Annotated in this window: 19 protein-coding genes; 5 read left to right on the forward strand and 14 right to left on the reverse strand. The window is 71.5% G+C overall.

Annotation, left to right across the window (positions count from 1 at the left end):
* Positions 1 to 48: 48 nt before the first annotated feature.
* Positions 49 to 624, reverse strand: coding sequence for a TetR/AcrR family transcriptional regulator (locus ASF49_RS01920; RefSeq protein ID WP_056466798.1), 576 nt, complete (start codon positions 622 to 624; stop codon positions 49 to 51).
* Between the two features lie 202 nt (positions 625 to 826).
* On the opposite strand from ASF49_RS01920, the gene ASF49_RS01925 reads away from it, so the two are divergent.
* Genes ASF49_RS01925 through ASF49_RS01935 form a run of 3 tightly spaced genes read left to right on the forward strand, consistent with a single transcriptional unit; the run spans position 827 to position 6,206 of the window.
* Positions 827 to 1,963, forward strand: a complete 1,137-nt coding sequence (locus tag ASF49_RS01925; RefSeq protein ID WP_431739877.1) for an efflux RND transporter periplasmic adaptor subunit — start codon at positions 827 to 829, stop codon at positions 1,961 to 1,963.
* Positions 1,960 to 3,033, forward strand: coding sequence for an efflux RND transporter periplasmic adaptor subunit (locus tag ASF49_RS01930; RefSeq protein ID WP_082510740.1), 1,074 nt, complete (start codon positions 1,960 to 1,962; stop codon positions 3,031 to 3,033). The genes ASF49_RS01925 and ASF49_RS01930 overlap by 4 nt, the downstream gene beginning before the upstream one ends.
* Before the next feature lie 59 nt (positions 3,034 to 3,092).
* Entirely contained in the window at positions 3,093 to 6,206 is a 3,114-nt protein-coding gene (locus ASF49_RS01935; protein WP_056466801.1) for an efflux RND transporter permease subunit, read from the forward strand.
* Positions 6,207 to 6,229: 23 nt separating this feature from the next.
* Here the strand turns inward: ASF49_RS01935 and tsaA are convergent, their stop codons facing one another.
* Together tsaA and ASF49_RS01945 are read right to left on the reverse strand one after the other, a co-directional pair.
* Complete coding sequence (tsaA, locus tag ASF49_RS01940) at positions 6,230 to 6,727, reverse strand: tRNA (N6-threonylcarbamoyladenosine(37)-N6)-methyltransferase TrmO (protein WP_056466804.1); 498 nt, start codon at positions 6,725 to 6,727, stop codon at positions 6,230 to 6,232.
* Positions 6,728 to 6,815: 88 nt separating this feature from the next.
* Positions 6,816 to 9,197, reverse strand: a complete 2,382-nt coding sequence (locus tag ASF49_RS01945; RefSeq protein ID WP_056466807.1) for a bifunctional diguanylate cyclase/phosphodiesterase — start codon at positions 9,195 to 9,197, stop codon at positions 6,816 to 6,818.
* A 267-nt stretch (positions 9,198 to 9,464) separates the two neighbouring features.
* Here ASF49_RS01945 and ASF49_RS01950 point away from each other — a divergent pair, with 267 nt between their 5' ends.
* Positions 9,465 to 10,958, forward strand: a complete 1,494-nt coding sequence (locus ASF49_RS01950; protein WP_056466810.1) for an AMP nucleosidase — start codon at positions 9,465 to 9,467, stop codon at positions 10,956 to 10,958.
* A gap of 10 nt (positions 10,959 to 10,968) precedes the next feature.
* Here the strand turns inward: ASF49_RS01950 and ASF49_RS01955 are convergent, their stop codons facing one another.
* From ASF49_RS01955 to ASF49_RS02005, 11 genes are read right to left on the reverse strand one after another with little or no spacing between them, the layout of a single operon-like run.
* A complete protein-coding gene (locus ASF49_RS01955) occupies positions 10,969 to 12,249 on the reverse strand; it encodes an ATP-binding protein (RefSeq protein ID WP_056466813.1) in 1,281 nt (426 codons plus the stop codon).
* 16 nt (positions 12,250 to 12,265) lie between these two features.
* Entirely contained in the window at positions 12,266 to 13,315 is a 1,050-nt protein-coding gene (locus ASF49_RS01960; protein ID WP_056467942.1) for a lysylphosphatidylglycerol synthase domain-containing protein, read from the reverse strand.
* Between the two features lie 57 nt (positions 13,316 to 13,372).
* A complete protein-coding gene (locus tag ASF49_RS01965; protein WP_082510742.1) occupies positions 13,373 to 14,083 on the reverse strand; it encodes a uracil-DNA glycosylase in 711 nt (236 codons plus the stop codon).
* The gene (locus tag ASF49_RS01970) at positions 14,073 to 14,837 is read right to left on the reverse strand and encodes a PIG-L deacetylase family protein (RefSeq protein WP_056466816.1); all 765 of its coding nucleotides are present in this window, start codon (positions 14,835 to 14,837) and stop codon (positions 14,073 to 14,075) included. Before ASF49_RS01970 ends, ASF49_RS01965 begins: the two co-directional genes overlap by 11 nt.
* A 4-nt stretch (positions 14,838 to 14,841) precedes the next feature.
* Complete coding sequence (locus ASF49_RS01975) at positions 14,842 to 16,065, reverse strand: glycosyltransferase family 4 protein (RefSeq protein WP_056466819.1); 1,224 nt, start codon at positions 16,063 to 16,065, stop codon at positions 14,842 to 14,844.
* The gene (locus ASF49_RS01980) at positions 16,062 to 16,907 is read right to left on the reverse strand and encodes a sugar phosphate isomerase/epimerase family protein (RefSeq protein ID WP_056466822.1); all 846 of its coding nucleotides are present in this window, start codon (positions 16,905 to 16,907) and stop codon (positions 16,062 to 16,064) included. Before ASF49_RS01980 ends, ASF49_RS01975 begins: the two co-directional genes overlap by 4 nt.
* Positions 16,904 to 18,493 carry a YcaO-like family protein gene (locus ASF49_RS01985; protein WP_056466824.1) on the reverse strand — a complete coding sequence of 530 codons (1,590 nt, stop codon included), beginning with the start codon at positions 18,491 to 18,493 and terminating at the stop codon, positions 16,904 to 16,906. Before ASF49_RS01985 ends, ASF49_RS01980 begins: the two co-directional genes overlap by 4 nt.
* A gap of 19 nt (positions 18,494 to 18,512) precedes the next feature.
* Entirely contained in the window at positions 18,513 to 19,529 is a 1,017-nt protein-coding gene (locus tag ASF49_RS01990) for a Gfo/Idh/MocA family protein (RefSeq protein WP_056466827.1), read from the reverse strand.
* Entirely contained in the window at positions 19,529 to 20,713 is a 1,185-nt protein-coding gene (locus ASF49_RS01995) for a class I SAM-dependent methyltransferase (RefSeq protein WP_056466831.1), read from the reverse strand. The genes ASF49_RS01990 and ASF49_RS01995 overlap by 1 nt, the downstream gene beginning before the upstream one ends.
* Before the next feature lie 31 nt (positions 20,714 to 20,744).
* Positions 20,745 to 21,668, reverse strand: a complete 924-nt coding sequence (locus ASF49_RS02000; protein WP_056466834.1) for a hypothetical protein — start codon at positions 21,666 to 21,668, stop codon at positions 20,745 to 20,747.
* On the reverse strand, positions 21,668 to 22,861 hold the full coding sequence (locus ASF49_RS02005) for an inositol-3-phosphate synthase (RefSeq protein WP_056466837.1): 1,194 nt from the start codon (positions 22,859 to 22,861) through the stop codon (positions 21,668 to 21,670). Before ASF49_RS02005 ends, ASF49_RS02000 begins: the two co-directional genes overlap by 1 nt.
* A 314-nt stretch (positions 22,862 to 23,175) precedes the next feature.
* Between ASF49_RS02005 and ASF49_RS02010 the strand changes: the two genes are divergently transcribed.
* Positions 23,176 to 24,363, forward strand: coding sequence for a transglycosylase SLT domain-containing protein (locus ASF49_RS02010; RefSeq protein WP_082510744.1), 1,188 nt, complete (start codon positions 23,176 to 23,178; stop codon positions 24,361 to 24,363).

Genomic DNA, 24,363 nt, shown 5'->3' on the forward strand with positions numbered 1-24,363 from the left:
CCGCTCACCCCTGGTCATGCGCGAGCGGGCACGCGCCGACGGCCGCGGTCAGGCCGGTGCGCCCGGCGTCGGCAGGTTCTTGGCGGCGTGCTCCATGGCATCGAACAGCTTCTCCAGTTCTGGTCCCTCCAGGCAGTGGAATCCCAGCGTCCGGGTCAGCAGGAGCCCCAGGGTGGCGAAGGTCAGCATCGCCCCGGCACCCGGGCAGCGGGCCACGTCCTCCATCTGGGCGAGCCGCTGCGTCAGGAAGGCGTTGAATCCGGCGAAGGCCTCGGGACTCTCTGCGGAGGCCAGCAGGAGCGCGCGGGGAAACCCGTCCTCGTCGGCATAGACCTGGCGCGCATGGGCGATCAGCGCGAGGGGGAGGGCGGCGGCACCCGGTCCCTGTTCCGCTTCGTGCGCCGCCACGCTCTCGCGGATCTCCCGCAGCTTGCGCTCGGCCAGGGCCGAGATCAGCGCGTCCTTCGAGGCATAATGGTGCAGGACGCCGCCCTTGCTGAGCGAGGCCTCGGCCGCGACGGCGTCGATGGTGAGGGTGCGCGTGCCCATGCGCCGAATCAGGCGTTCGGCGGCGTCGAGGATCACCACGGGTCGGTCTTCGCGGCGGGTACGCGCCTTCATCATGGACAATCCAGCCAGGCCGCCAGCGCTTTCGAGGGAGGAGGATCCGCCGCCTGAACCTGCGAGAAGACCGATCACTTCAATGGGATACCGGGGAACGCGCGAGCCGGGAAGACGGTTCGGCGAAAAAAACAACCGTCTGGACGGTCGGTAGGATTGCCGGTAAGGGTGGCGCGAGGCGGGGGCTTCCGAGTTCGAGGACGTGATGTTGGGTTGGCTGACCATGGGGCCGCGCGGATGCGCGGGCCTGGCCCTGGTGCTCATGGCCTGTTCCGCCCCGGCCCCCTCCGCGTGGGGCGCCGACGGGGATGCCAAGGCGGCGATCCGGCCGGCGAGCCCCGCCGTCGCGGTGGTGCGCACCGCCGTGGCCCGCGCCACCACGATCGCCTCCGACCTGATCTTCACCGGCGACATCCAGGCGCAGTCCCAGGTCAACGTCGCCTTTCGGACCAACGGCAAGATCGCCAGGCGCCTCGTGGAGGTCGGCGACCACGTCACCGCCGATCAGGTGCTGGCCAAGCTCGACCCGCAGGAGCAGCGCGCCAATCTCAACAACGCCCAGGCCGCGCTCACCTCGGCCGAGGCGCTGCTGACCCAGGCCAAGCTGAACTTCAAGCGCCAGGAGCAGCTCATGGCCAGCGGCTACACCACCCGCCCGAGCTACGACGACGCCGAGCAGCAGCTGCGCACCACGCAGGCCTCGGTGGATTCCGCCAAGGCGGCCCTCGGCACTGCCGAGGAGCAGTTCTCCTACACGGACCTGAAGGCCGGCGTGGACGGCATCGTCCTCAGCCGGACCTTCGAGGTCGGACAGGTGGTGCAGACCGGCCAGACCGTCCTGGCGATGGCCCAGGACGGCCCGCGCGACGCCGTCTTCAACATCTTCGAGGCGGTGCTCGCCGCCCCGCCCGGGAGCAGGACGGTCGACGTGACGCTGCAGGCCGATCCGCGGGTCAAGGCGACCGGCCGGGTGCGCGAGATCTCCCCCAGCGTCGACGCCGCCTCCGGGACCGTGCGGGTCAAGGTCGGGCTCGACGAGACGCCCAAGGCCATGAGCCTCGGCGCGGTGGTCATCGGCACCGGCAAGTTCCGGCCGCGCCAGGCGATCGTGCTGCCCTGGTCGGCCCTGTATCGCTGGGAGAACGGCCCGGCTGTCTGGGTGCGCGACCCCGCCAGCGGCACCGTCACGCCCCGCTCCGTCACGATCGAGCGCTACGGACCCAACACCATCGCGCTGAAGGGCGGGGTCGAGCCCGGCGAGGAGGTCGTCATCGCGGGGATCCAGCTCCTTCGTCCGGGGCAGGCCGTCGCCGTCGCCGAAACCCTGGAGGCGACGCGATGATCCGCCCGAGCCTGCGCGCCCTCGCGCTCGTCGTCCCGCTCGGCGCCTGCCAGGCCGCCCAGGAGGCTGCCCCGCCGCCCGTACGGCCGGTGCTGGTCCGGGTCGTGAAGCCGGTGGCCGCTCAGGTCTTCGGCCCCTTCGCGGGCGTGGTGGCGCCGCGCTACCAGTCGGAGATCGGCTTCCAGATCGCCGGCCGCATGATCGCCCGCGACGTCACGGTCGGCGATATCGTCCAGAAGGGGCAGCGCATCGCCGCCCTCGATCCGGTGGTGACGCGCTTCGCCCTGACCCGCGCGGAGGCCGATCTCGCCGACGCCAGGGCGCAGGCCGAGAATGCCAGCGCCACGGAGGCGCGCCGCCGCCGGCTGCTCGCCGGCGGCAACGTCGCCCAGGCCCAGCTCGACACCGCGGTGGCGAGCCGCGACACCGCCCAGGCCCGGGTCTCCCAAGCCGAGGCGAGCCTGCAGCGGGCGCGGGACCAGATGGGTTACACCGAGCTGCACGCGGATTTCGACGGCGTCGTCACGGTGCGCAGCGCCGAGGTCGGCCAGGTCCTCAGCGCCGGCCAGGCCGTCGCGACCCTGGCCCGCCCCGAGGAGCGCGAGGCCGTGGTCGACATTCCCGAGGAACTCGTCGGCACGATGCCGACCGACGCCCAGTTCACGGTGTCGCTGCAGAGCGCCCCGGACGTGACGGCGACGGCGCGGGTGCGCGAGATCGCGCCCTTCGCCGACCAGACCACGCGCACCCGGCGCGTCCGCATGACCCTGATCAAGCCCTCCGAGGCCTTCCGCCTGGGCTCGACCCTCACGGTCACCCTGGCGCGGGCCGAACCGCCCCACGTCGACCTGCCCGCCACCGTCGTGCTGACGGAGGAGGGCCGCGATGCGGTCTGGGTCGTCGCGCCGGACGGGAAGAGCGTGCTGAAGCGGCCCGTCACCGTCACGCGCCGGGACGCCGAGCGCGTCAGCATCGGCGCGGGCCTGGATGCCGGCGACCGCGTGGTCGTGGCCGGCGTCCACTCGCTCAAGGACGGGCAGGCCGTGCGTCTGCCCGACCAGGCGCCCTGATCCGCGCGCCCGACGCCGTCCATCATCAGCCGCCACCCCGGTGAGGCGAGAGCAATCCCGTGAAGAACTTCAATCTCTCCGAATGGGCGCTGGAGCACCGCTCCTTCGTCTGGTTCCTGATGCTGATCTCGGTCGTGGCCGGGTTCCTGGCCTATGAGCGCCTCGGGCGCGAGGAGGACCCGCCCTTCGCGATCAAGACCATGATCGTGCAGGCGCGCTGGCCCGGCGCCACCATCGGCGACACCCTCGATCAGGTCACCGAGCGGATCGAGAAGGAGGTGCAGCAGATCGATGCCGTCGATTTCAGCCGCAGCTACACCACGCCCGGTCAGGCCACCGTCTTCGTGCAGCTGCGCGAGACGACGCCGCCCAAGACCATCCCGGCGATCTTCTACCAGGTCCGCAAGCGCATCGGCGACATCCAGAACACGTTCCCGCAGGGGATCCAGGGTCCGTTCTTCAACGACGAGTTCGGCGACGTCTTCGGCAACGTCTACGCCTTCACGGCCGACGGCGTGACGCCACGACAGCTGCGCGACTACGTCGAGCGCGTCCGCGCCGAGGTGAAGAAGGTTCCGAGCGCGGGCAAGATGCAGCTCCTCGGCGCTCAGGACGAGGTGATCTACCTCGACTTCTCCACCCGCAAGCTCGCCGGCCTCGGCCTCGACACCAACTCGGTCATCCGCACGCTGCAGTCGCAGAACGCCATCGCGCCCTCCGGGGTGATCCAGGCGGGGCCGGAGCGGGTCTCCGTCCGGGTCGGCGGCCAGTTCGTCAACGAGGAGAGCCTGCGCGCCGTGAACCTGCGGGTGAACGACCGCTTCTTCCGCCTCTCCGACGTCGCCGAGATCTCACGCGGCTTCACCGATCCGCCGACCGACCTGTTCCGCTTCAACGGGCAGCCGGCGATCGGCCTCGCCATCGCGATGCAGCCCTCGGGCAACCTGCTCACCTTCGGCCACGACCTGAAGGAGCGCATGCGCAAGCTCGAGGGCGAACTGCCGGTGGGCGTCGGCATCCACCTCGTCTCGGACCAGCCCAAAATCGTCGAGGAGGCGGTGGGCGGCTTCACCAAGGCGCTCGTCGAGGCCGTGGTGATCGTGCTGGCGGTGAGCTTCATCTCGCTCGGCTGGCGCGCCGGCCTGGTGGTCTCGCTCTCGATCCCGCTCGTGCTCGCCATCGTGTTCGTGGTCATGCAGATCATGGGCGTGACGCTCCAGCGCATCTCGCTGGGTGCGCTCATCATCGCGCTGGGCCTCCTCGTCGACGACGCCATGATCACGGTGGAGATGATGGTCGCGCGCCTGGAGGTCGGCGACAGCCTCAAGAAGGCGGCGACCTTCGCCTACACCTCCACCGCCTTCCCGATGCTCACCGGCACCCTGGTCACCGTGGCGGGCTTCCTGCCCATCGGCTTCAACGGCTCGTCGGCGGGCGAGTACACCTACTCGCTCTTCGTCGTCATCGCGGCCTCGCTCCTCGTCTCCTGGGTGGTGGCGGTGCTGTTCGCCCCCCTGATCGGCGTGAAGCTCCTGCCGAAACAGATGAAGCACAAGGATCACGGCGCCCCGAGCCGGTCGATGCGGATCTTCACCGGCATGCTGCTGGGCGCCATGCGCTGGCGCTGGACCACCGTGATCGCCTGCGTCGGCATGCTCGGCGCCTCGATCGTCGGCATGGGCTTCGTGCAGCAGCAGTTCTTCCCGGCCTCCGACCGGCCCGAGCTCCTCGTCGACATGACGCTGCCGCAGAACGCCAGCATCGCCGAGACGAAGGGCCAGATGGACCGCTTCGAGGCGAGCCTGGTGGGCGACCCCGAGATCGTGCGCTGGTCGTCCTACGTGGGCCAGGGCGCGGTGCGCTTCTACCTGCCCCTCGACCAGCAGCTCGGCAACGCCTTCTTCGGCCAGATCGTCATCGAGACGAAGTCGATCGAGGCCCGCGAGCGCACGAAGCTCAAGCTCGACAAGCTCGCCCGCGAGAAATTCGTCGGCACCGACTTCCTCATCCACTCCCTCGATCTCGGACCGCCGGTCGGACGCCCGGTGCAGTACCGCCTCAGCGGCCCCGACCTGCAGACCCTGCGGACCCATGCGCTCACCCTCGGCAACATCGTCGGCGCCAACCCGCATCTCGACGTGCCGACCTTCGACTGGAACGAGCCCGGCAAGGTGCTCAAGGTCGACATCATCCAGGACAAGGCGCGCCAGCTCGGCGTGACCTCGGAGGACATCGCCGGGCTCCTCAACGGCATCGTCGGCGGCCGGTCGATCACCCAGGTCCGGGACTCGATCTACCTCGTCAACGTGGTCGCCCGCGCGCAGGCGGTGGAGCGCAACTCCCTCGACACCCTCCAGAGCCTGCAGGTGCCGCTGGCCAACGGCAGCGTGGTGCCGCTGCTGGCCTTCGCGACCATCGGCTACGAGCTGGAGCAGCCCATCGTCTGGCGCCGCGACCGCCTGCCCACCATCACGGTGCGCGCCTCGATCTCGGACGAGACCCAGCCCGCCACGGTGGTGAGCCAGCTCGACGAAACGATCACCGCGTTCCGCAAGAGCCTGCCGGACGGCTACGTCCTGGCGGTGGGCGGCGCCGTGGAGGAGAGCGCCAAGGGCCAGGGGCCGATCGCGGCCGTGGCGCCGGTGATGCTGCTCACCATGGCGATGTTCCTGATGATCCAGCTCCAGAGCTTCCAGAAGCTCTTCCTGGTGGCGAGCGTCGCGCCGCTGGGGTTGATCGGCGTGGCGATCGCGCTGCTCACCTTCAACAAGCCGATGGGCTTCGTGGCGATCCTCGGCGTGCTGGCCCTGATCGGCATCATCGTGCGCAACTCGGTGATCCTGGTGACCCAGATCGACGAGTACGAGCGCGACGGCCTCCCCCCCTGGGACGCGGTGGTGGACGCCACCTGCCACCGCATGCGCCCGATCCTGCTCACGGCCGCCGCGGCCAGCCTCGGCCTGATCCCCATCGCCCGCGAGGTGTTCTGGGGGCCGATGGCCTACGCCATGATCGGCGGCATCCTGGCGGCCACCTTCCTGACGCTGTTCTTCCTGCCCGCCCTCTATGTCGGCTGGTACCGGATCAAGGCGCCGCCGAAGGGCACCCCGCGCAGGGTCCACGGCGCGGACGGGCAGGTCCACGGCGCCGAGGCGCCGGCGCCCGCGGGCTGATCCGCGAGCCCCGGGGCGTCGCGTCAGCGCGGCGCCGTCCCGGCCCGGTCCACCGTGGCGCCGGGGCGTGAATCCGTGGTCGCGAAGTAGGGCTTGATGTCGAGGAGCGGGGTGCCGTCGCGGCAATCGAGGCCGCGCACCCGCAGGCTCGCCCCGTCCCGCGCGAGGAGCTCGACCACCGACAGGGCGATGGGGTTCGGGCGCACCGGCGAGCGCAGGGAGAAGGTGCCCCGGCTGCCCTCCGCGTGGCGGGGGCGCTGGAGCGCGAGGTCCCGGGCGGCCTCGTCCATCCAGTAGAGCACGATGAGGTGGCTCGCGCCCTCGACGTTCTGGAGCGCCCGGGAGAAGGGCGCGTCGACGCTGAGCGTGCAGATCGCGTCGGTCTTCAGGCCGTTCTTCGGGCATTCGCCGCGGGTCGCCCAGGGGGTGCGGATGCGGCCGATGAAGTACAGCCCGGCATCGAAGGTCTCGGGCAGCGGGATCGCCGCCTCGCCGGGGCGATGTCCGGTCTCGTCGTGCATGGGCGGCCTCTCTCCTCCGGCGCGGGCCGAGGCGCCGGGCCTTCCGTTTCGGGCAAGCCGCGTGCGGGAGCAAGCCGGCCCGCGCGGGTCAGGCGGCGACCGGAGACCGGCGGCGCGCCCGGCCCGTATGCTGCTCGAACCCGCCGATCGGCCCGGGCCGGCCGATGAAGTAGCCCTGCGCCGCATGGCACTTCTCGGCGACCAGGAAGGCGAGCTCCTCGGCCGTCTCGACGCCTTCGGCGATGACCGGCAGGCCGAGGCCCGCCCCGAGTCCGAGCACCGAGCGCACGATGGCGGCCGCCTGCGGGTTCGAGTCGACCGCCGCGATGAAGGAGCCGTCGATCTTGATGGTGTCGAACGGGAACATCCGCAGGTTCGAGAGCGACGAGTAGCCGGTTCCGAAATCGTCCATGGCGATGCGCAGACCCAGGGCCTTCAGCTGGCGCAGGTTGGTCCGCGCCCGGTCGGGATCGCGGATCAGGGCGGTCTCGGTGATCTCGAGTTCGAGGCGCGCGGGGTCGAGGCCGGTCTCGGCCAGGATCACCCGGACCGCGGGCGCGAAGCCCGCATCGTGGACCTGCACGCCCGAGACGTTCACCGCGACGCTCAGCGGGGCCTCCCAGCGGGCGGCCTCCTGGCAGGCCTCCCGCAGCACCCAGGCGCCGATCTCCCGGATCAGCCCGCTCTCCTCGGCGATGGGGATGAACACCGCCGGCGAGACGAAGCCGCGGGCGGGCTGGTGCCAGCGCAGGAGGACCTCGAAGCCGAGCACCGCCCCGGTGCGGGTCTCGATCTGCGGCTGGTAGACGAGGCGTAGCTGGTCCTCCGCCAGGGCGCGGCGCAGCTGCTTCTCGAGGAGGCGGCGCTCGCGCACGTCCTGTCCGACCGAGGCCTCGAAGAAGCGGTAGCTTCCCCGTCCCTCCGCCTTGGCGAGGAGGAGGGCGGTGTCGGCCGCGTTGAGGAGGTCGTTGCGGTCGCGGGCATCGTCGGGAAACACCGCGATGCCGATCGTGGCCGCCGGGACCGGCTCGCCCTGGGCCGCGCTCTCGGCCGCCGCCTGGAGGGTGGCCCGGATCTCCTCCGCGAGGCGCCCCGCCGCCACCGCGTGGGAGCAGGGCGTCAGCACCGCGAACTCGTCGCCGCCGATGCGCGCGACCATCTGCGTCGGGTCGAGGAGACCGCCGAGGAGTCGGGCGACCCGCACCAGCGACCCGTCGCCGATGGCGTTGCCGAACAGGTCGTTGATCTCCTTGAACCCGTCGAGGTTGATGTGGAGCAGGGCGAGGCGGCCCCCGGAGGCCGCGGCGCGCCGGAGGCCCTGATCCAGGCCCGAATGGAAGTGCTGCCGGTTGGGCAGGCCGGTCAGCGGGTCGTGCCCGACGAGGAACTGGATCTGGCGCTCGGCCCGGCGACGCGCGGTCAGGTCGCGCACCGCGAGGGCGACGTGCGGCGTGCGTCCATAGGCGACGGGCCGCATGATCAGCTCCACCGGCAGGCCGGCCCCGTCGAGCCGGTACAGGGTGCCCTCGACCGCCTCGTCGCGTCCCGCCTCCAGGCTCCGCAGCGTCCCGGCATCCGGGATGAAGCGGGACAGGGGCACGCCGTCGAGGCTCCGCGCCTCCGTGCCCGTGAGGGCGGCGAAGCTGTCGTTCGCGCTGACGATGACGCCATCCTGGCAGATCACGAGGCCTTCCACGGCGGCATTGGCGAGGCTGAGGAGGCGTCCGCGATAGACCGCCCGCTGGCGCTCGCGCAGATCGAGGACCAGGGCGGTACAGGCCATGACCAGGATGGTGAGGCTCGCGAGCCCGACCGGCAGGGCGAGCCAGAGCGGCGGAACCGTCTCCTCGGGAACGAGCACGCGCGGGTCCGGCACCATCGTCAGGGCGGTCATGCCGAGGACATGGTGGGCCCAGATCGCGGCGGCGAGGAGGGCTGCGCCGACGATGCGGCCCGGCGTCCGCCGGCTGGTCAGGCCCACCCCGAGGGCGGCCATGGCGAGCCCGATGCCGGCGACGATGGAGAGCGCGACCAGGCCGGGATGCCAATCCATGCGGCCGGCGACCTGATAGGCCGCCATGCCGGTGTAGTGCATCGCCGCGATGCCGAGCCCGACGATGGCGCCGCCCGCCAGCGGGGCGCCGCGGGCGCCCCAGAACACCGCGGTCGCGAGGCCGGCCCCGCTCACCAGGATGGCGAGCACCAGCGACAGCACGGTCAGGCCGACCGCGTAGGCCGCGACGAGGCCGGGATCGAAGGCCAGCATGCTGAGGAAATGCGTGGCCCAGATGCCCGAGCCGCCGGCGACCGCCGCGACCGCGACCCATCCGCCGCGCCAGCCGACCCGGGTCTGCCGCGCATGATGCAGGAGCGCGATCGTAGACGTCGCTGCCAGGATGCAAATGATCCCGGCGAGCGCCATCAGCCACGGGTCATTCTCGGCAAGGAAACAACCCATGACGGTGAGCATCGACGCTGTGTTTCCCCTGTCGTCGTCGCTTATGCCAGTCCGTGGACCCAGTCTTCGTTTTCGTGGGACGGAATGGATGCCTTGCATATGTTAATGGAATCATAGGCGCAGTGGAATGGCCTGATCGGAACCGAGGGACAATTCCGACAGGGAATTCGGGAGGGCCGGCGCCGCGCGACTCCCCGGACGCCCCCGATCGCACGGGTTCGCCTCTCCGGTTCCCGAGGTGTAAGACGCTGGGGACCGAGGACTTGGCCAGGAGGCACCGTGATCCGCGACGAGTTGCGACCGATGGAGTCCGTCTCCGACCCCGAGACCGCCGTGGACCGCCTGGCGGCCCTGCATGCGGGGGCGATCGAGGCGCTGCGTTCGGCCCTCGCGCGCTACCTCGACGGCGGGCCGCCGCCGGACGCGACGGAGCGGCTGCAGTTCCGCTACCCGGAGTTGCGCGTCACCTACCAGCCCGCCGGGCCGATGCCGCAGGTGTCCCGCGCCACGGCCAAGCTCCAGGCGCCGGGGGCCTACGCCACCACCGTGACCCAGCCCGGCCATTTCCGCAGCTACCTGCTGGAGCAGCTGCGCCCCCTGGTGCGGGACTACGCCGTCACCCTCGAGGTCGGCCTCAGCGCCCAGGAGATCCCCTATCCCTACGTCATCGAGCCGGGCGCCGATCTCGGCCGCAGCGGCGTCACCCCGCGGGACCTCGCCACCTACTTCCCCGTGCCGCTGCTCTCGGTGGTGGGCGACGAGATCGCGGACGGGCTCTGGCACGACCTGCCCGACGCGCCGCGCCCGCTCGCCCTCTTCGACGCGATCCGCACCGACTACTCGCTGCGCCGCCTCGTGCACTACACGGGCAGCGACTGGGGCGACGTGCAGCCCTGGATCCTGCTGACGAACTACCACCGCTACGTCGACGGCTTCATCCGCCACGGCCTCGAGCGCCTGAAGCGCGGCGACGCAGGCTTCGAGCGGATGATCCTGCCGGGCGGCGTCACCGTCTCGCGGGCGGAGGCGGCTTCCGTCGATCCGGCGGCGCTGATCGCCGCCTCGCCCTGGCACAAGTACCAGATGCCGGCCTACCACCTCGTGGCGCGCGGACCCGACGGCAGCCAGCAGGGCACCACCCTGGTGAACATCGGCGTCGGTCCTTCCAACGCGAAGACGATCACCGACCACCTCGCGGTCCTGCGCCCGCATTGCTGGCTGATGGTCGGCCATTGCGGCGGCCTGCGCCAGTCGCAGACCATCGGCGACTACGTCCTCGCCCACGGCTACCTGCGCCGCGACCGCATCCTCGACGAGTTGGTGCCCCCCGACGTGCCGGTGCCGGCTTTGGCCGAGGTGCAGCTCGCCCTCCAGGCGGCGGCCGCCCACGTCACCGGCGAGCAGAGCGAGGCCCTCAAGCGCCGCCTCCGGACGGGCACGGTCGTCACCTACGACGACCGCAACTGGGAGCTCCGCTTCAGCCAGGAGCGGCGGCGCATCAACCTCTCCCGCGCCATCGGCGTCGACATGGAGAGCGGCACCATCGCGGCCCAGGGCTACCGCCTGCGGGTGCCCTACGGCACCCTGCTCTGCGTCTCCGACAAGCCGCTCCACGGCGAGATCAAGCTGCCGGGCGCGGCCAACGCGTTCTACGAGCGCGCGGTGGCCGAGCACCTGCTCATCGGGCTCGCCGCCCTCGACAACCTGCGCGCCGAGCGCCACGGCCTGCATTCGCGCAAGCTGCGCAGCTTCGACGAGCCGCCGTTCCGGTAGCGGCCCGCCGTCACGCCGGCTCGGCCAGGGCCTCCCGGGTCCCGGCGGTCTCGAATTCCGGAAAGATCGCCCGCACGGTGGTGCCCGCGTCGGGCACGCTCTCGATGATCAGGCGGCCCCGGTGCCGGTTGACGATGTGCTTGACGATGGCGAGGCCGAGGCCGGTCCCGCCCTGGTCGCGGCTCGAGGCGACGTCGACCCGGTAGAACCGCTCGGTCAGGCGCGGGATGTGCTCGGCCGCGATGCCCGGCCCGTAGTCGCGCACGGCGAGTTCGACGCCCGCCCGCCCGCTCGCGGCATCGGTCTGGCGGCGAAGCGCGACCTCCACGCGCCCGCCGCTGCCGCCGTACTTCACCGCGTTCTCGATCAGGTTCTCGACCACGCGCAGCAGCTCGTCGCGCTCGCCGAGGACGGGGAAGGCGCCCTCGGCCGCGACGCTCAGGGCGACCCCGCGGTCGCGGGCCAGCGGCCCCTGCGTGTCCACCATCTGCCGCGCGATCCGGGTCAGGTCGACGGGCCGCGTCGGCGGGACGTGCTCGCGCAGCTCGATCCGCGACAGGGACAGGAGGTCGTCCACGAGGCGCGCCATCCGCTGCGCCTGGGTCTTCATGATGCCGAGGAAGCGCTCGCGCGCCGGCGGATCGTTGCGGGCGGGGCCCTGCAGCGTCTCGATGAAGCCGAGGAGCGAAGCCAGCGGCGTGCGCAGCTCGTGGCTGGCATTGGCGACGAAATCGACGCGCATCGCCTCCAGGCGCCGCGCCGAGGTGAGGTCGCGCAGGAACAGCACGACGTTGGGCTGCCCGCCCACGACCCCGTCCGGCATCGGCAGGGCGCCGATCTGCACCTCGAAGGCACGCTCGGTGGGCACGCGCGTGGTGTAGAGGGTCTTGAGCGCGGCGCCGGTGCGCAGCACTTCCTCGATCCCGTCGAGGACGTCCGGTGCGCGCAGGGCGAAGGAGAGCGGGTGGCGCAGCTTCAGGGTCGGCAGCAGGGCGCGGGCGGCGGGGTTGACCTCGATCACCACCGCGCGGCGATCGACCAGGATGACGGGGTCGGGAATGTTGGCGAGCAAGGCCTCCGCCACGGAGTGGCGGCCGGTCCCGGGGCTCTCGGGCGTGCGCACGATGCGGGAGCGGCCGAGGCTGCCGATGAAGCCGCCGAGGCAGAGGACGACGAGGGAGGCCGCGATCATCGGGCCGTCGAGGGTGCCCCGGCCGGCGGCGAACACGCCGAGGCCCAGGGTCGCGACGGCGGCGGCGGTCCAGGATGATCGGCGCGCGCCCCGTGCCATGCGAACCCTCCCGGCTCTACGGCGCGCCCGAGGTCCTGGCGCCCCGGCTGCGCTTGACGACCTCGTACACGGTCAACATGACCAGTGCGATGACAAAGGGCACCAGGTAGTAGCAGACCCGGAACAGCAGCAGCGATCCGAGCACCTGGTCGCGGGGCAGGCTCGACAGCGCGAGCAGGATCGTCGCCTCGAACACCCCGATGCCGCCCGGCGCGTTCGAGGCGATGCCCAGCATGGCCGCCAGGACATAGATCGCCACGAAGGTGGTGAAGGCGATGGAGGTGCCCGCCGGCAGGAGCACGTAGAGCGTGGCCGCCGCCGCGCAGACGTCGCCGATGCCCACCACCATCTGGCTCAGGGAGACCGAGGCGCCGGGCAGTTCGAGCCGCCAGCTCTTCACCCGCACGTGGCGGCGCTTCAGCGAGACCCAGAGCAAGTAGGCCACGACGGCGAGAAGCGCCCCGAAGCCGACGCCCTGGTTCAGGGCGATGCTGGTGAAGGTGAGGGCGGCGAGCTGGCCCGCCTCCACGATCAGGCTGAGGCCGAGGACCACGCCCATCCCGAGCCAGAAGGTGAAGCCGGCGATCACCGTCAGGGCGGCGATCTTGGCCGGCCCCAGGCCCTTGCCGGAGTAGATCCAGTAGCGGATCGTCCCGGCCGTCAGGAGCGGGAAACCGAGGGTGAAGCTGACCGCGTAGCTGGTGAACGAGGCCAGGGCCGTCGTTCGATAGGGCACCTTCAGCTTGAGCTGCCGGAGCGCCAGGGCGTCGTAGCAGGTGAGGAAGAGGTAGCTCAGCCCCACGAACAGGAAGGCGAACGTGAGCTGTTCGGCCGATGCGCCGGTGAAGGCGGCATGCATCTCGGCCCAGGTCACCGTCTCGACGAGCTTCCACAGCACGAACAGCGAGCCCGCCAGGATGGCGAGGCTGGCGATGGTGCCGAGCCAGGCGTAGCGTCCGCGCAGGCCGGATTTCGGCGGTGCCGCCTCCGCCGCGTCGATCGGAGACGCCTCGGGCGCGAGCGCCTCGGCCGTCTCGATCTGCTTCTGCTGTCCCGCAAAGTTCATCGTGTCGGCGTCCGCCTCCGCCGGGCTCCCCGCGTACGGCCGCATCGGCGGCATGGGTCAACCCGAGCTTGTGCCGGACCACGGCCCGTCGCCCGCATTTAGGGGCATCGGCCGGCAATTGCCAGCGAGAGGGGCGCAATGCCCACCGGCGATGCAAGCCTGCGCCTCGGCCAGGCCCGCCCGGATGCGCTCGGCGACGCTCGGCGCGGTGCAGACATAGGTCGGGCTCGGATGCGGCACCGCGATCACCGTGAGGTCCGGACGCAGGGTCTCCAGCGCATTCCGCGCCAGGCCGGCGACCCGCCCGGACAGCACGACGACGCCGAGCCGCGGCAGGCAGGCGAGGAGCGGTGCCAGGCAGGGCAAGGCCTGCGTCACCTCGGACCGGCGCGGGGCGCGGTTCGAGGCGCCAGGCGCGTGGATCACCCACGGGATCGTGTTCCAGATCAGGCTGTCGCGGCGGGCGATCCCGGCCTCGGCGAGGAAGCGGAACAGGTTGGCGGCGGTCCCCGTGGGGTTGTCGCGCGAGACGAAGCCGGTGCCGCGGATGCTCGGCCCCGGTGTCTCCAGGAGCAGCAGCAGGCGGGCCTCGATGCCGCCGTCGAGGGGATCGGGATCGGGAACCTCGGCGCCGCGGGCCTGCGCGATCTGCCGGGCGAGGGCGCGGATCGGAGCGATGTGGGGGCTGTCCAGCAGGGCCTTGCGCGCGGCGAGGACGCCCGGGTCGCGCAGGCTCTTCGGTTCGGCGGGCGGCGCCTCAGCCGGCATCGGCGAACAGGCGGCCCAGGTTGTCCGGCAGGCTGCCCTGCCGGCGGAAGCGCTCGACGCCGCCCTCCTGCGCCAGGCGCCGGGCGAGGCCTTCCGGGCCGCCGAACTGGAATCCGAGCTGCGTCGCGTAGGCGGCGCAGGCCACGGCCTTGGCCGCGCGCCCCTCGGGGCCGCAGCAGATCTCCGCCTCCGGCAGGTCGGCGAAGCGCGCGCGCAGGGGCTCCTTCGGGCTCTGGTCGCGTACCGTGTAGGGAAAGTCGCGCCACCACAGGATCGGCGCCGTGGGTCCGGCCGCATCGAGGGCGCGGACCACCTGGACGTGGTCGACATGGCCGCCGATGGCCTGGGGCGCCAGGATCAGGTCGGGCGCCGTCTCGGACAGGAGCGCCCGGAACGCGCCGGTCAGGTCGGGCACGATCCCGTCATCGGCCCGGACATCGCGAAAGAGCTCCGCCGCCGAGGCGTAGCCGCGATGGGGCGCCTCGCGGAAGGGCAGGTGGCGCGGGGGCGCCAGCCCGAGTGCCCGGATCGCCGCCGCGTCCTCGGACCGGCGCAGATCCATGTAGTCGAGCTCGGGTCCCAGCCCCTTGTCGGTCTGGCAGGCGAGGGCGAAGCCGGTCGGGTTCGCCACCGAGCCGGTGAACACCGTGACGGTCGCCACGTCCCAGCCCGCCGCGCCGAGGGCGTGGAGGAAGCCGCCGCAGGAGAAGGCGGCGTCGTCGAGATGGGGCGACAGGGCGAGCGCGGTGGGCATCGGCTCAGAGCAGGTGCGGTTCGGCGCGGAAGCGGCAGGACGGATCGTGCGGCAGCACCGTCGGGAAGCCGGTGGCGGGCCGCGCCTGGGCCACGGCGGCGTAGGCGTCCATGATCTGCTGGCCGACCGCGCGCCAGGAATAGACCCGGCGGCACTCGGCCAGGCCGTCCGCGGCGAGGCGCCGCCGCAGGGGCACGTCCTCGATTACCCGGGCCAGCGCGTCGGCCAGGGCCGGCACGTCGCCCGGCTGGACGAGGAGGCCGTTCTCGCCGTCGCGCAGGCAGTCGGAGACGCCGACCGAGTGGGTCGAGACCACCGCGAGGCCGGCCGCCATCGCCTCCAGGATGGTGTTGGAGAACCCTTCCGCGTAGGTCGGCGACACGAAGACGTCCGCCGCCCGGTAGAGGTCCGGCACGGTGTCGTAATCGGCGTAGCCGGTGAAGCGGATCTCGGCTTCGGAGAAGTTCAGTTCCGCCGCGCGGGCCTTCGACGACTCCACGTCCGGCCCGATGCCCGAGATGATCGCCTCGAACGGGATGGCACGGGCACGCACCCGCGCGAGGGCGTCGATGAAGTCGAGCACGCCTTTCCGGCGGTCGACGCGGCCGTGATAGAACAGGCGCACCGGGCCGGGATGGTCGCCGGGGCCGGGCGTGAAGCGCGCGGTGTCGACGGCGCCGGGTACGATGGTGAAGCGCGCGGGGTCCGAGCCGAGCCGGTCGCAGACCTCCTCGACGAAGGAGGCGCCGCCGATCAGCAGGGCGTTGGCATGGGCCAGCACCTCGCACATGGCGACCCGGTGCGTCTCGCAGCACGAGCCGACCCAGTGGCCGTCGCCGCCCTGGATCGAGACCACGTTCGGCACGCCGATCCGGCGCGAGGCCAGCAGCGTCGCCCAGCCCGTGGGATAGCCGTACTGCGCGTGCAGGATGTCGAAGGGCTTCCGGCCGTGCTCAGCCTCGATCGTCGCCACCATCGTGTCGATGTCGCGCTCGAAATCGCCGCTCTCCTGCTCGCCGAGCTGCTCCAGGCCGATGACGGTGACGCCCGGCACGGCGGGCGGCGGGCCGCCGCCATAGACGCGGGTGCCGAAGGCGTCGCCGCGGTACTGGGAGATCATCGTGACGTCGTGGCCGGCCTCGACGAGCTCGCGCAGGAGGTTCTGCGCGTAGACGCTCATGCCGGAGATCGCCGGGAAGTAGCGGCGCGAGACGAAGCAGATCCTCACGCGGAGGCTCCCGGGTTCGGATTGCGGCAGTCGCGCAGGTATCGCAGCGAGGCCGGCACCATCAGGTCGGCCCGGTGACTCTCGCGCGAGAGCTCGACGCAGACCAGCCGGTCGAACCGGATCGCGTCGAGGGCGGCGAGCACGCCCGGCACGTCCATGTCGCCCTCGCCGAAGGGCAGGTGGATGTGGACGCCCCGCGCCATGTCCTCGATGGCCACGGTGCCGATGCGGTCGGCGAACTCGGTCACGGCCGCGGCCGGGTCGCGCTCGCCGGTGACGAGGCAGTGGCCGGTGTCGAGGGCGAGCTTCAGGCCGGGCATGTCGAGGGCGGCGTAGTCGTCCAGGGTCTCGATCAGCATGCCGGGCTCGGGCTCCAGGCAGGCGACCACCTTCTGCTCGGCGGCGTAGGCGACGATTTCGGCCAGGCCCTCGCGCAGCCAGCCCCGGGCCTCCCCGGCATCGATGCCGGGCTTCGGCACGCCGGCCCAGAACGAGACCGCCTCGGAATGCAGGATCGCCGCGATGTCGATCGCCCGCTTGAGAAAGCCGATCCGGCGCGCCCGGCCGGAGGCGTCGGCGCTCACCAGGGTCGGCTCGTGCTTGGCCTTGGGGTCGAGGAGGAAGCGCGCGCCGGTCTCGATCACCGAGCCGAGGCCCAGGCGCTGCAGCCGGCTCGACACCCGCTGCGCCTCCTGCCGCCAGGTCTCGGCGAAGGGGTCGAGGTGGTGGATGTCGAGGGTCAGCGCCACGCCCTGGTAGCCGGCCTCAGCGATGAGGTCGATCGCGTCGTCGAGGCGGTGGTTGGCGGTGCCGTTGGTGTTGTAGGCGAAGCGCAGGCTCATGCGGCGCGTCCCTGCTGCGCCAAACGGAACGGCGCGTGGTGCGATTCCGGCTCCCGGTAGAGCGGGTAGTGCGAGCCGACGATCCGGTCGGCGAGCGCGGTGTCGAACAGCGGCTGCCCGCCGAAGCGCTCGATCGCCTCGGGGGTGAGGCGCACGGGCTTCAGGGTGTCGGTGGCCTCGCCGAAGCGGATCAGCGGATGGTCGCGGTCGATGAGTTTCCGCGTGTTGCGTTCGCCGATGCGGTGATAGCTCATGGTCTCGACCTCGAGGCCCGGCACGATGGCCTTGACCACGCCGACGGAGCCGCCGGGCGGCGAGCAATCGACGTAGAGGACGTCGAAGCCGGCGTCTTCCAGCCTTTCGCGGGCGATGCGGCCCCGGGCATGCCCGTCCGGCGCGTCCGTGGTCGGCAATTCCGAGAAGCGCTTGGTGGAGCGCTCGGAATAGACGGTGTCGCGCAAGGTCGCGGCGATGCCCTCCGGCGGCTGCACGATCCATTCGAGCATCGCCTTCAGGGCGCGGCTCTCCTCGAGATCGAGGCTCGGCAGCGCCTTGTCGATGAAGGCCTTGACGTAGCCCGGGGGCGTGACCCGTTCGGCGAAGGCCAGCGGGCCGTGGCCGAAGGCCTTGCGCACGCGGGCGGCCTGGAATTCGAGGAGCGCCTTGCGCAGCGCCCGCTCGCGGTCCGGATCGCAGGCTTCGCCACAAGCGGAGAGCGCGATCGGCACCGGCGTGTCGGCGAGATTGCGGTCGTAGCCGACGACGTAGAGGTTGGTCAGGCCGAACTGGTCGGTGGCGAATTTCGGCAGGGCCTTGATCCCGAGGGAGTCCAGCCGGTCGAGCATGCCGCGCGTCTCGGGGCCGAGCCCCTCCGAGAGGTCGAGCGTCACCCCCTGGTCGAGGGCGCGGAACAGCAGGCCGTTGCCGTCCCGCTGCAGGAGTTCGAGCAGGCCGTGGCCGAGCGCGAAGTCCACGTCCGGCCCGGCGCCGAGACCGTTGGTGATGAGGTTGGTGAAGGGCTTGTAGCCCTCCGACAGCTCGAAATAGTCGGTGGCGGCGATGTCGAGCGGCATCAGCACCGTCTCGCCGGTGCGGGCGCGGATGGCCGGCGTCCATTCGAGGGTGGTGGCACGGCCCACCGGGCTGCCGGCCGGCAGGCACAGCGTCAGGGGATCGGCGACCGCGCCGGCGCCGTAGACCCGCACGAGGTCGTCGTAGCTGGCGCGCTCCTTCTTGCGCGGCATCACCGCCAGCGACGGCATCAGGTTCTCGGCGATCTCCGCCACCGCACCGATGAGGGCCTCGTCGTCGGTGGCGCCGTAGCCGATCCCGCTCGGCATGGCGCCGACGAAGAACGGATCGTCGAGGAACAGGGACACGAACCAGACCGGGATGCCGGTGCGGTCGAGGGGCGCCAGAGGGAAGCCGACGATGCGGCCCTCCGGCAGGATGTCGAGATAGGCGCGCACCGGCTCGGGCAGGGCGGAGGGCAGGCCCTCGATCCGGCGGGGGGTGGCGTGGGTGTAGGCGCGCGGCGCCTTGATCCGGCTGTGGCGGGCGCGGTCGTCCTGGTCCTGCTCGTTCACGGTCGTGGTGTTCCGTTCCTCAGGGCAACGCGGCGTAGGCGCGGGCCAGCAAGCGCATGGTGTGAAGGTCGCGCGTCGCGCTGTAGGCGTCGCGCTCCGCCGGCCGGCGCAGCGCCGAGCCGAAGGCCTTCACCTGTTCGAGGAAGGGCGAGGCCTCCCCGTCGAAGGGCAGAGTGTCCGATATGCCGGTTGACCCGTCGGTGAACGACAGGGTGCCGCCGGCCACCTGGCCCATCGTGTCGACCGCCGTGAGCAGGCCCTTCGTGCCGGTCACTTCGAGACGCCGCCGCGGCAGGGCGTCGGGGCAATTGTAGGCGACGTGCAGGTTGGCGAGGATGCCGGAGGGCGTGCGGCCGATCAGGAGGGCGCCGTCGTCGACGGCGTAGTCCTGCGCCCGGGTCTGGGTCAGGGCGGCGAGATCGTGGATCGATTCGTCGAGGAGGAAGTCGACGAGGTCGAGGCCGTGCGGCGCGAGATCCATCAGGGCGCCGCCGCCGGCCTTGGCCGGGTCGATCCGCCAGTTGTCCTGGCCACTGAACGAGGTCCAGGCGCGCGGCAGCCAGCAGGCGTAGACGATGCGGATCGCCGTGACGGTGCCGAGCCGCCCCGCGCGGATGAAGGCCCGCATGGCCCGGTGGGCCGGGTGATGGCGCTGGTCGAAGGCGGTGCCGTAGAAGCTGTCGCCGCGCGCCAGGGCCGCCACCATCGCCTCGGCGTCGTCGAGGGAGGCCGCCATCGGCTTCTCGCACAGGATCGCCTTGCCGGAGCCGGCCAGTGCCTCGATCGCCTCCCGGTGCAGGTGGTTCGGCGTGGCGACGTAGACCGCCTCGACCTCCGGGTCGTCCACGAGGTCGGCGAGCCGCGCATAGGCCCGGGCGCCCTCGGCCTGCGCCGCCGCGCGCGAGGCCTCGCCCGGATCGGCGACGGCGACCAGCCGGTGCCCCGCCGCGCGGATGCCCGGCGCCATGTAGTCGCGTGCGACCCAGCCGTAGCCGACGATGCCCCAGGCGACGGGCGCCCGATCCGGCGGGGCCATCACCAGCGCTCCGGCAGGTCGACATAGGTCCGGTCGCGGACCCGGTCGGCCTCGGGCGCGTCGAGGTCGCCCTTCCAGTCGAGGGTGCCCGGCCCGGTGAAGCTCGGCGGATAGGTGGCCCGCCCCGCATATTCCGCCTCGTAGCGCTCGGACGGCCAGCGGATCGCGTGCCGGTCATTCCTCTCGGTCACGTAGAGCGGGTTGAGACGGAGCATCCGGCCGGGGCGCGGCACGGTGATGCCGTCGATCACGGGGCGGGGGGCCGGGCGCATGCCGGGGCCCGCCACCACCGAGAAGGCCTCGCAGCGCGTCAGGTCGTGGGGCTTGCGGGGGGAGGGCGCGCGCCGATCCAGCATCGCCCTGGTCAGGTCGTCGTCGTCGTAGACGAGGCCGTCGGGGAAGAGTTCGTCGATCTCGGCCGCCGAGACGGCCCGCCCCGCCGAGAAGCCCGGGCAGTCGCTGTTGTGGATGTGGCTGAGGGCGAGCCAGCCGTCGTCGCCGGCGTTCTGGCGCAGATTTTCCAGCACCTCGGCCTTGCGGTCGAGGAAGTAGAAGGCGTCGTTGCAGACGACGAGGTCGACCGGCGCGTCCGGGATCGGCCAATGGGGCGAATTGGCGTCGAAGCAGACGAGCTGCGCCGATTTGCCGACCACCCAGTGCCGGGCGACCCAGAGCTTGGCGAAGACGACGTCCGCGCCCGCCACCTTGACGCCGCGCGTCTGGAATTCGCGCAGGTAGTGGCCGATGCCGCAGGCGAACTCGAAGACGCAGATCGGGTCGTTCCAGTGTGCCTCGAGGAGGGTGAGGCCGGCCAGGAACGTCGGATCGGTCCAGCGATGCAGGAAGTAGTCGCCGACCCGGCCCCAGCCGAGGAGCCGGACCGCGTCGCGCAGCGTGCGCCTGTCCCGCTCGCGCACGAGTTCGTGCAGCGCGAGGGGGTCGGCCGACGGGCCGGTCCACCAATCGTCCTGGTCGGCGAGGAGCCCTTCGAGGGCGAGGTCCGCCTGGCCGGAATCCAGCAGCTTGAGCGTCTGCCCGACGAGGTCGGCGCGGTTGGTCCGCAGGTAGGGAATGCCGTCGATCACCGGCCAGCGCGCACCGCTCTGGGCCTCGCGGAGCGAATGCGCGGTGTCGGCCTTGAGGGGCTCGCCGGTCTCCGGCGAGCGAAGATCGAAGGGGATCATGACGGGGCGCCCGCGCGGTCGCGAGGTGGGTTCACGGGATCTGCATGTCCTTGAGCACGCGGTCGTGGAAGCCCTTCACCGGACCCGCATGCACGAGCTCCATCTCGTCGAGGACGGTGCCCATGGTCAGGGTCGCGGCCCGCAGGTGCTGGGCGATCTGGAGCACGCGGTCGATGCAGTCGGCGGCATGGAAGGCCCGGCCCTCCGCCGTGGCGTCGTCGGGCAGGACGGCGCGTGCCCGCTCCACCGTCTCGCGCAGGACCGGGTCGAGTTCGTCGAGCGCCCATTGCGTGGTGCGCGCCATGATCGGCAGGAGGTGGTCGCCGAGCAGCATCTCGCCGGTGAAGCCGGCATCCGGCATGGCCGCGTTGTGGACGTGGTGCGCCATGGCGGCGAGGAAGACCAGGGTCGGATCGGCCCGGTAGAACGGGCTGAGCACGGCGCCGTAGACCGCCACCATCAGGCAATGCTCGGCGTGGTTCTCCGGCGGCTCCAGCAGGATCCGGGGCTTGCCGGGGCAGGTGACGCCCGCGCGGGGCTGATGCGCCAGGGCGGCGACGAAGCCGGGCAGGGGACCCGGCTCGAATGTCGCCGGCCGGCGCAGGGCCGCGCGCAACCGGTCCCGCAGACCGGGCTCGACGCTGTCGGAGACGGCATCGAAGCCCGAGACCAGGATGTCGGCCGTCGTCCGCTCGTCGAGCCCGGCGGCGGCGAGGAACGCGGCGTCGAGATCGCAGAGGCGGGCGGCGGCGAGCGCCTTGGCGGTGATGTCGAGGGCGACGGCCTCGGGCGCGGCACCCCCGGTGAGGGCACCCCAGCCTTGTGCGAACAGGCGCTCGGCGATGGAGCCGGTCCGCCCGGCGGCGTGCACGCGCTTGAGGTCGTTGACCTCGACGAGGAGGGCGCGAAGCGCCAGCGGGGCCGCGGGACCGGCGCCCTCCGTCTGCGACGACATCAGTGCGTGCCGCCGAGCCAATCGAGCAGCATGGTCTGCTGCTTGCCGAAATCGTGCTCGGGGCCGTGGCCGTTCTTGACCATCGGGGCCTTGAAGAAGCTCGAGAGCTGCTCCTGGGGGCCGCCGTCGCCGCGCTTCTTGGCCAGATCGAGGACGCGGGCGATCTCGATGACGAGGGGAGCCGCCAGGATCGAGTCCTTGCAGAGGAAGTTGACCTTGATCTGCATCCGCTGACCCAGGAAGCCGGTGACGTCGATGTTGTCCCAGGCTTCCTTGTCGTCACCGCGCGGCCGGTAATAGTGGATGTGCACGAGGTGGTCCTCGACCGGGTAGCCGAGGATCGAGTCGAGCACCGTGCCCTTGGTGTTCAGCTTGGACTGGAGCGAGTCCTTGTCGTTCAGGGCGAGTCCGTCGCGGTTGCCGAGGATGTTGGTCGAGAACCAGCCGTCCACGTGCAGGGCGCGGGCCTTGAGCGCCGGGGCCAACACCGTCTTCATCATGGTCTGGCCGGTCTTGCCGTCCTTGCCCGCCACGGGGACGTTCATCTCCCTGGCAAGTTCCAGCAGGGCCGGCACGTCGGCGGCCACGCTCGGGGTGAAGTTCGCGTAGGGCACGCCGCTCTTGATCGCCGCATAGGCGTAGAGCATCGCCGGGCTGATCGACTCGTCGCTGCTGTCCAGGCCCTTCTCGAAGGCGGCCGTCGAGTTCAGGGTCGGGTCGGACAGGTTGGGCCAGCGCTCGGTGGAGGCGAGGTTGATCACCACGACCTCGTCGAGGTTGCTCTCGGCCTTGAAGCGCCGGAGGTCGTTGGCGATGACCGAGACCGCCTCGCGGTGGTCCTTGGCGACGATGCGGTTGGCACCCTCGATGTTCTTGCAGAACTTGGCGCTGCCGACGGCCGGCCAGGGCTTGATGCCCTTGAGGACCTGGGCGCCGTTCTCGATGTCCTGGGCGGTGAGGACGCCGTGACCGGTGGCGGCGGAGCCGAGGTCATCGTCGTTCAGGTCCCATCCGCCGAACACGAGGTCCTTGTAATCGGCCATTCCCGGGACGGAGACGCCCGCGAGGGGGAGGCCATCGAGGCGGTTCGAGCCGGATTTGATCATCTCGATGCCTGCGATGGCGGTGGTGGCGACTGCGCCTCCCATGCCAACGAACGCAACGCCGACTCGGCGACCGGTCTGCATGCTCATTGGAAAACGGCTTCCTTCTTCAGGCGAACGGGAGCCTGTCCCAACCTGGGGGCCGTTCCGCTCAGCCCTCACTAACTGGGCTTCCGGGGTTGCGTTCCAACCCTGGCCAGGACGCCTTTTTGACGCGGCGGGCCTGAACGGCGTCCGAACGAAGTGTTAAAATTTCGTAAATACAATGGCTTAACCCATCGTTAAGCCTGCCATCGTTGAATCACGGAGCTGTCCCATTCTGGTCACAGCGACCGGCGAGACGTCCCCTCGCTGAACGACAACGAAGCCGCGCCCGACGAAGGCAGCGGTACGAACAAGGACCAATGATGGGGGTTTTCCCGGAGCCGGCGCTCTGCGCCGACGACGTGAGCCGTCTCGTGCCCAACGAGACCTTCGACGTAGACCAGACCGTGGCGTGGCTGCCGCGGACCGAGCGCCGGACGCGCCGGACCTTCGCCACCCTTCGCCGCCGCACCCTCGCGACCCTCGTGACGGGCGCGCTGCTGGGCGGCGCCCTGCCGCAGAACGCCCTGGCGCCCGCCGCGGCGGCCCATGACCGGATCGACGAGCGCGCCCTGACGGCGCAGGCCCTCGTCCGGGATCAGTCCGCGCCCATCTCCGAGATTCCCAACGCGTCCGACTGGGCCGGGGTTCCGGTGGTCGAGCAGGAGCCCGCGACCCTGTCGCTCATCGAGAGCGACCTCGCCTCCCTCGCCCCGAGCCGCGACGCCTCCGGCGCCGAGCGCCTGCGCTTCGGCGACATGGCCGTCCCGCGCGAGATCGTCGACACCATCCTTCGCGCCGCCACCGAAACGGGCGTCGACCCGGTCTACATGATGGCGCTGGCCGACAAGGAATCGAGCTTCTCCACCACGGTGAAGGCGTCCACCTCCTCCGCCGAGGGCCTGTTCCAGTTCCTGTCGGGCACCTGGTTCGAACTCATCCGCACCTACGGCGCCCGCCACGGGCTCGCGGAAGAAGCCGGAGCGGTGAAGGGGCGCGGCAGCGCCATCACGATCGCCGACGAGGCGATGCGCACCCGCGTGCTCCGCCTGCGCCAGGATCCCTACGTGGCCGCCCTGATGGCGGGCGAGCTCATCAACCGCGACAAGGGCCGGATCGAGCAGCGCATCGGCCGGGACCTCTCCACCGCCGAGCTCTACTTCGCGCATTTCCTCGGCACCGCCAGCGCCGGCCGCTTCCTCGAGCTCACCGCCGAGAAGCCGGGCCAGGTCGCCAAGCAGGTCTTCAAGGCCGCGGCCAAGGCGAACCGCAGCCTGTTCACCGAGAAGGCCGGCAAGGGCCGCCGCAGCCTCACCGTCGCCGAGGTCCGCGAGAAGATCGGCGGGATGATCGACCGTCGCCTCGACCGGTACGAGGGCGTCGCCGCCCTCGCGGCGCCGGAGCTGAAGTCGGAGGTCACCCTCACGGAGATCGAGACCGACGCGGCCCCCGTCCCGGCGCAGGCCGGGCGCGTCCAGGTCACCGAGGCGACCGCCCCGGCCGAGTGA

Source organism: Methylobacterium sp. Leaf104 (genome assembly GCF_001422885.1).
Taxonomy (GTDB): Bacteria; Pseudomonadota; Alphaproteobacteria; order Rhizobiales; family Beijerinckiaceae; genus Methylobacterium.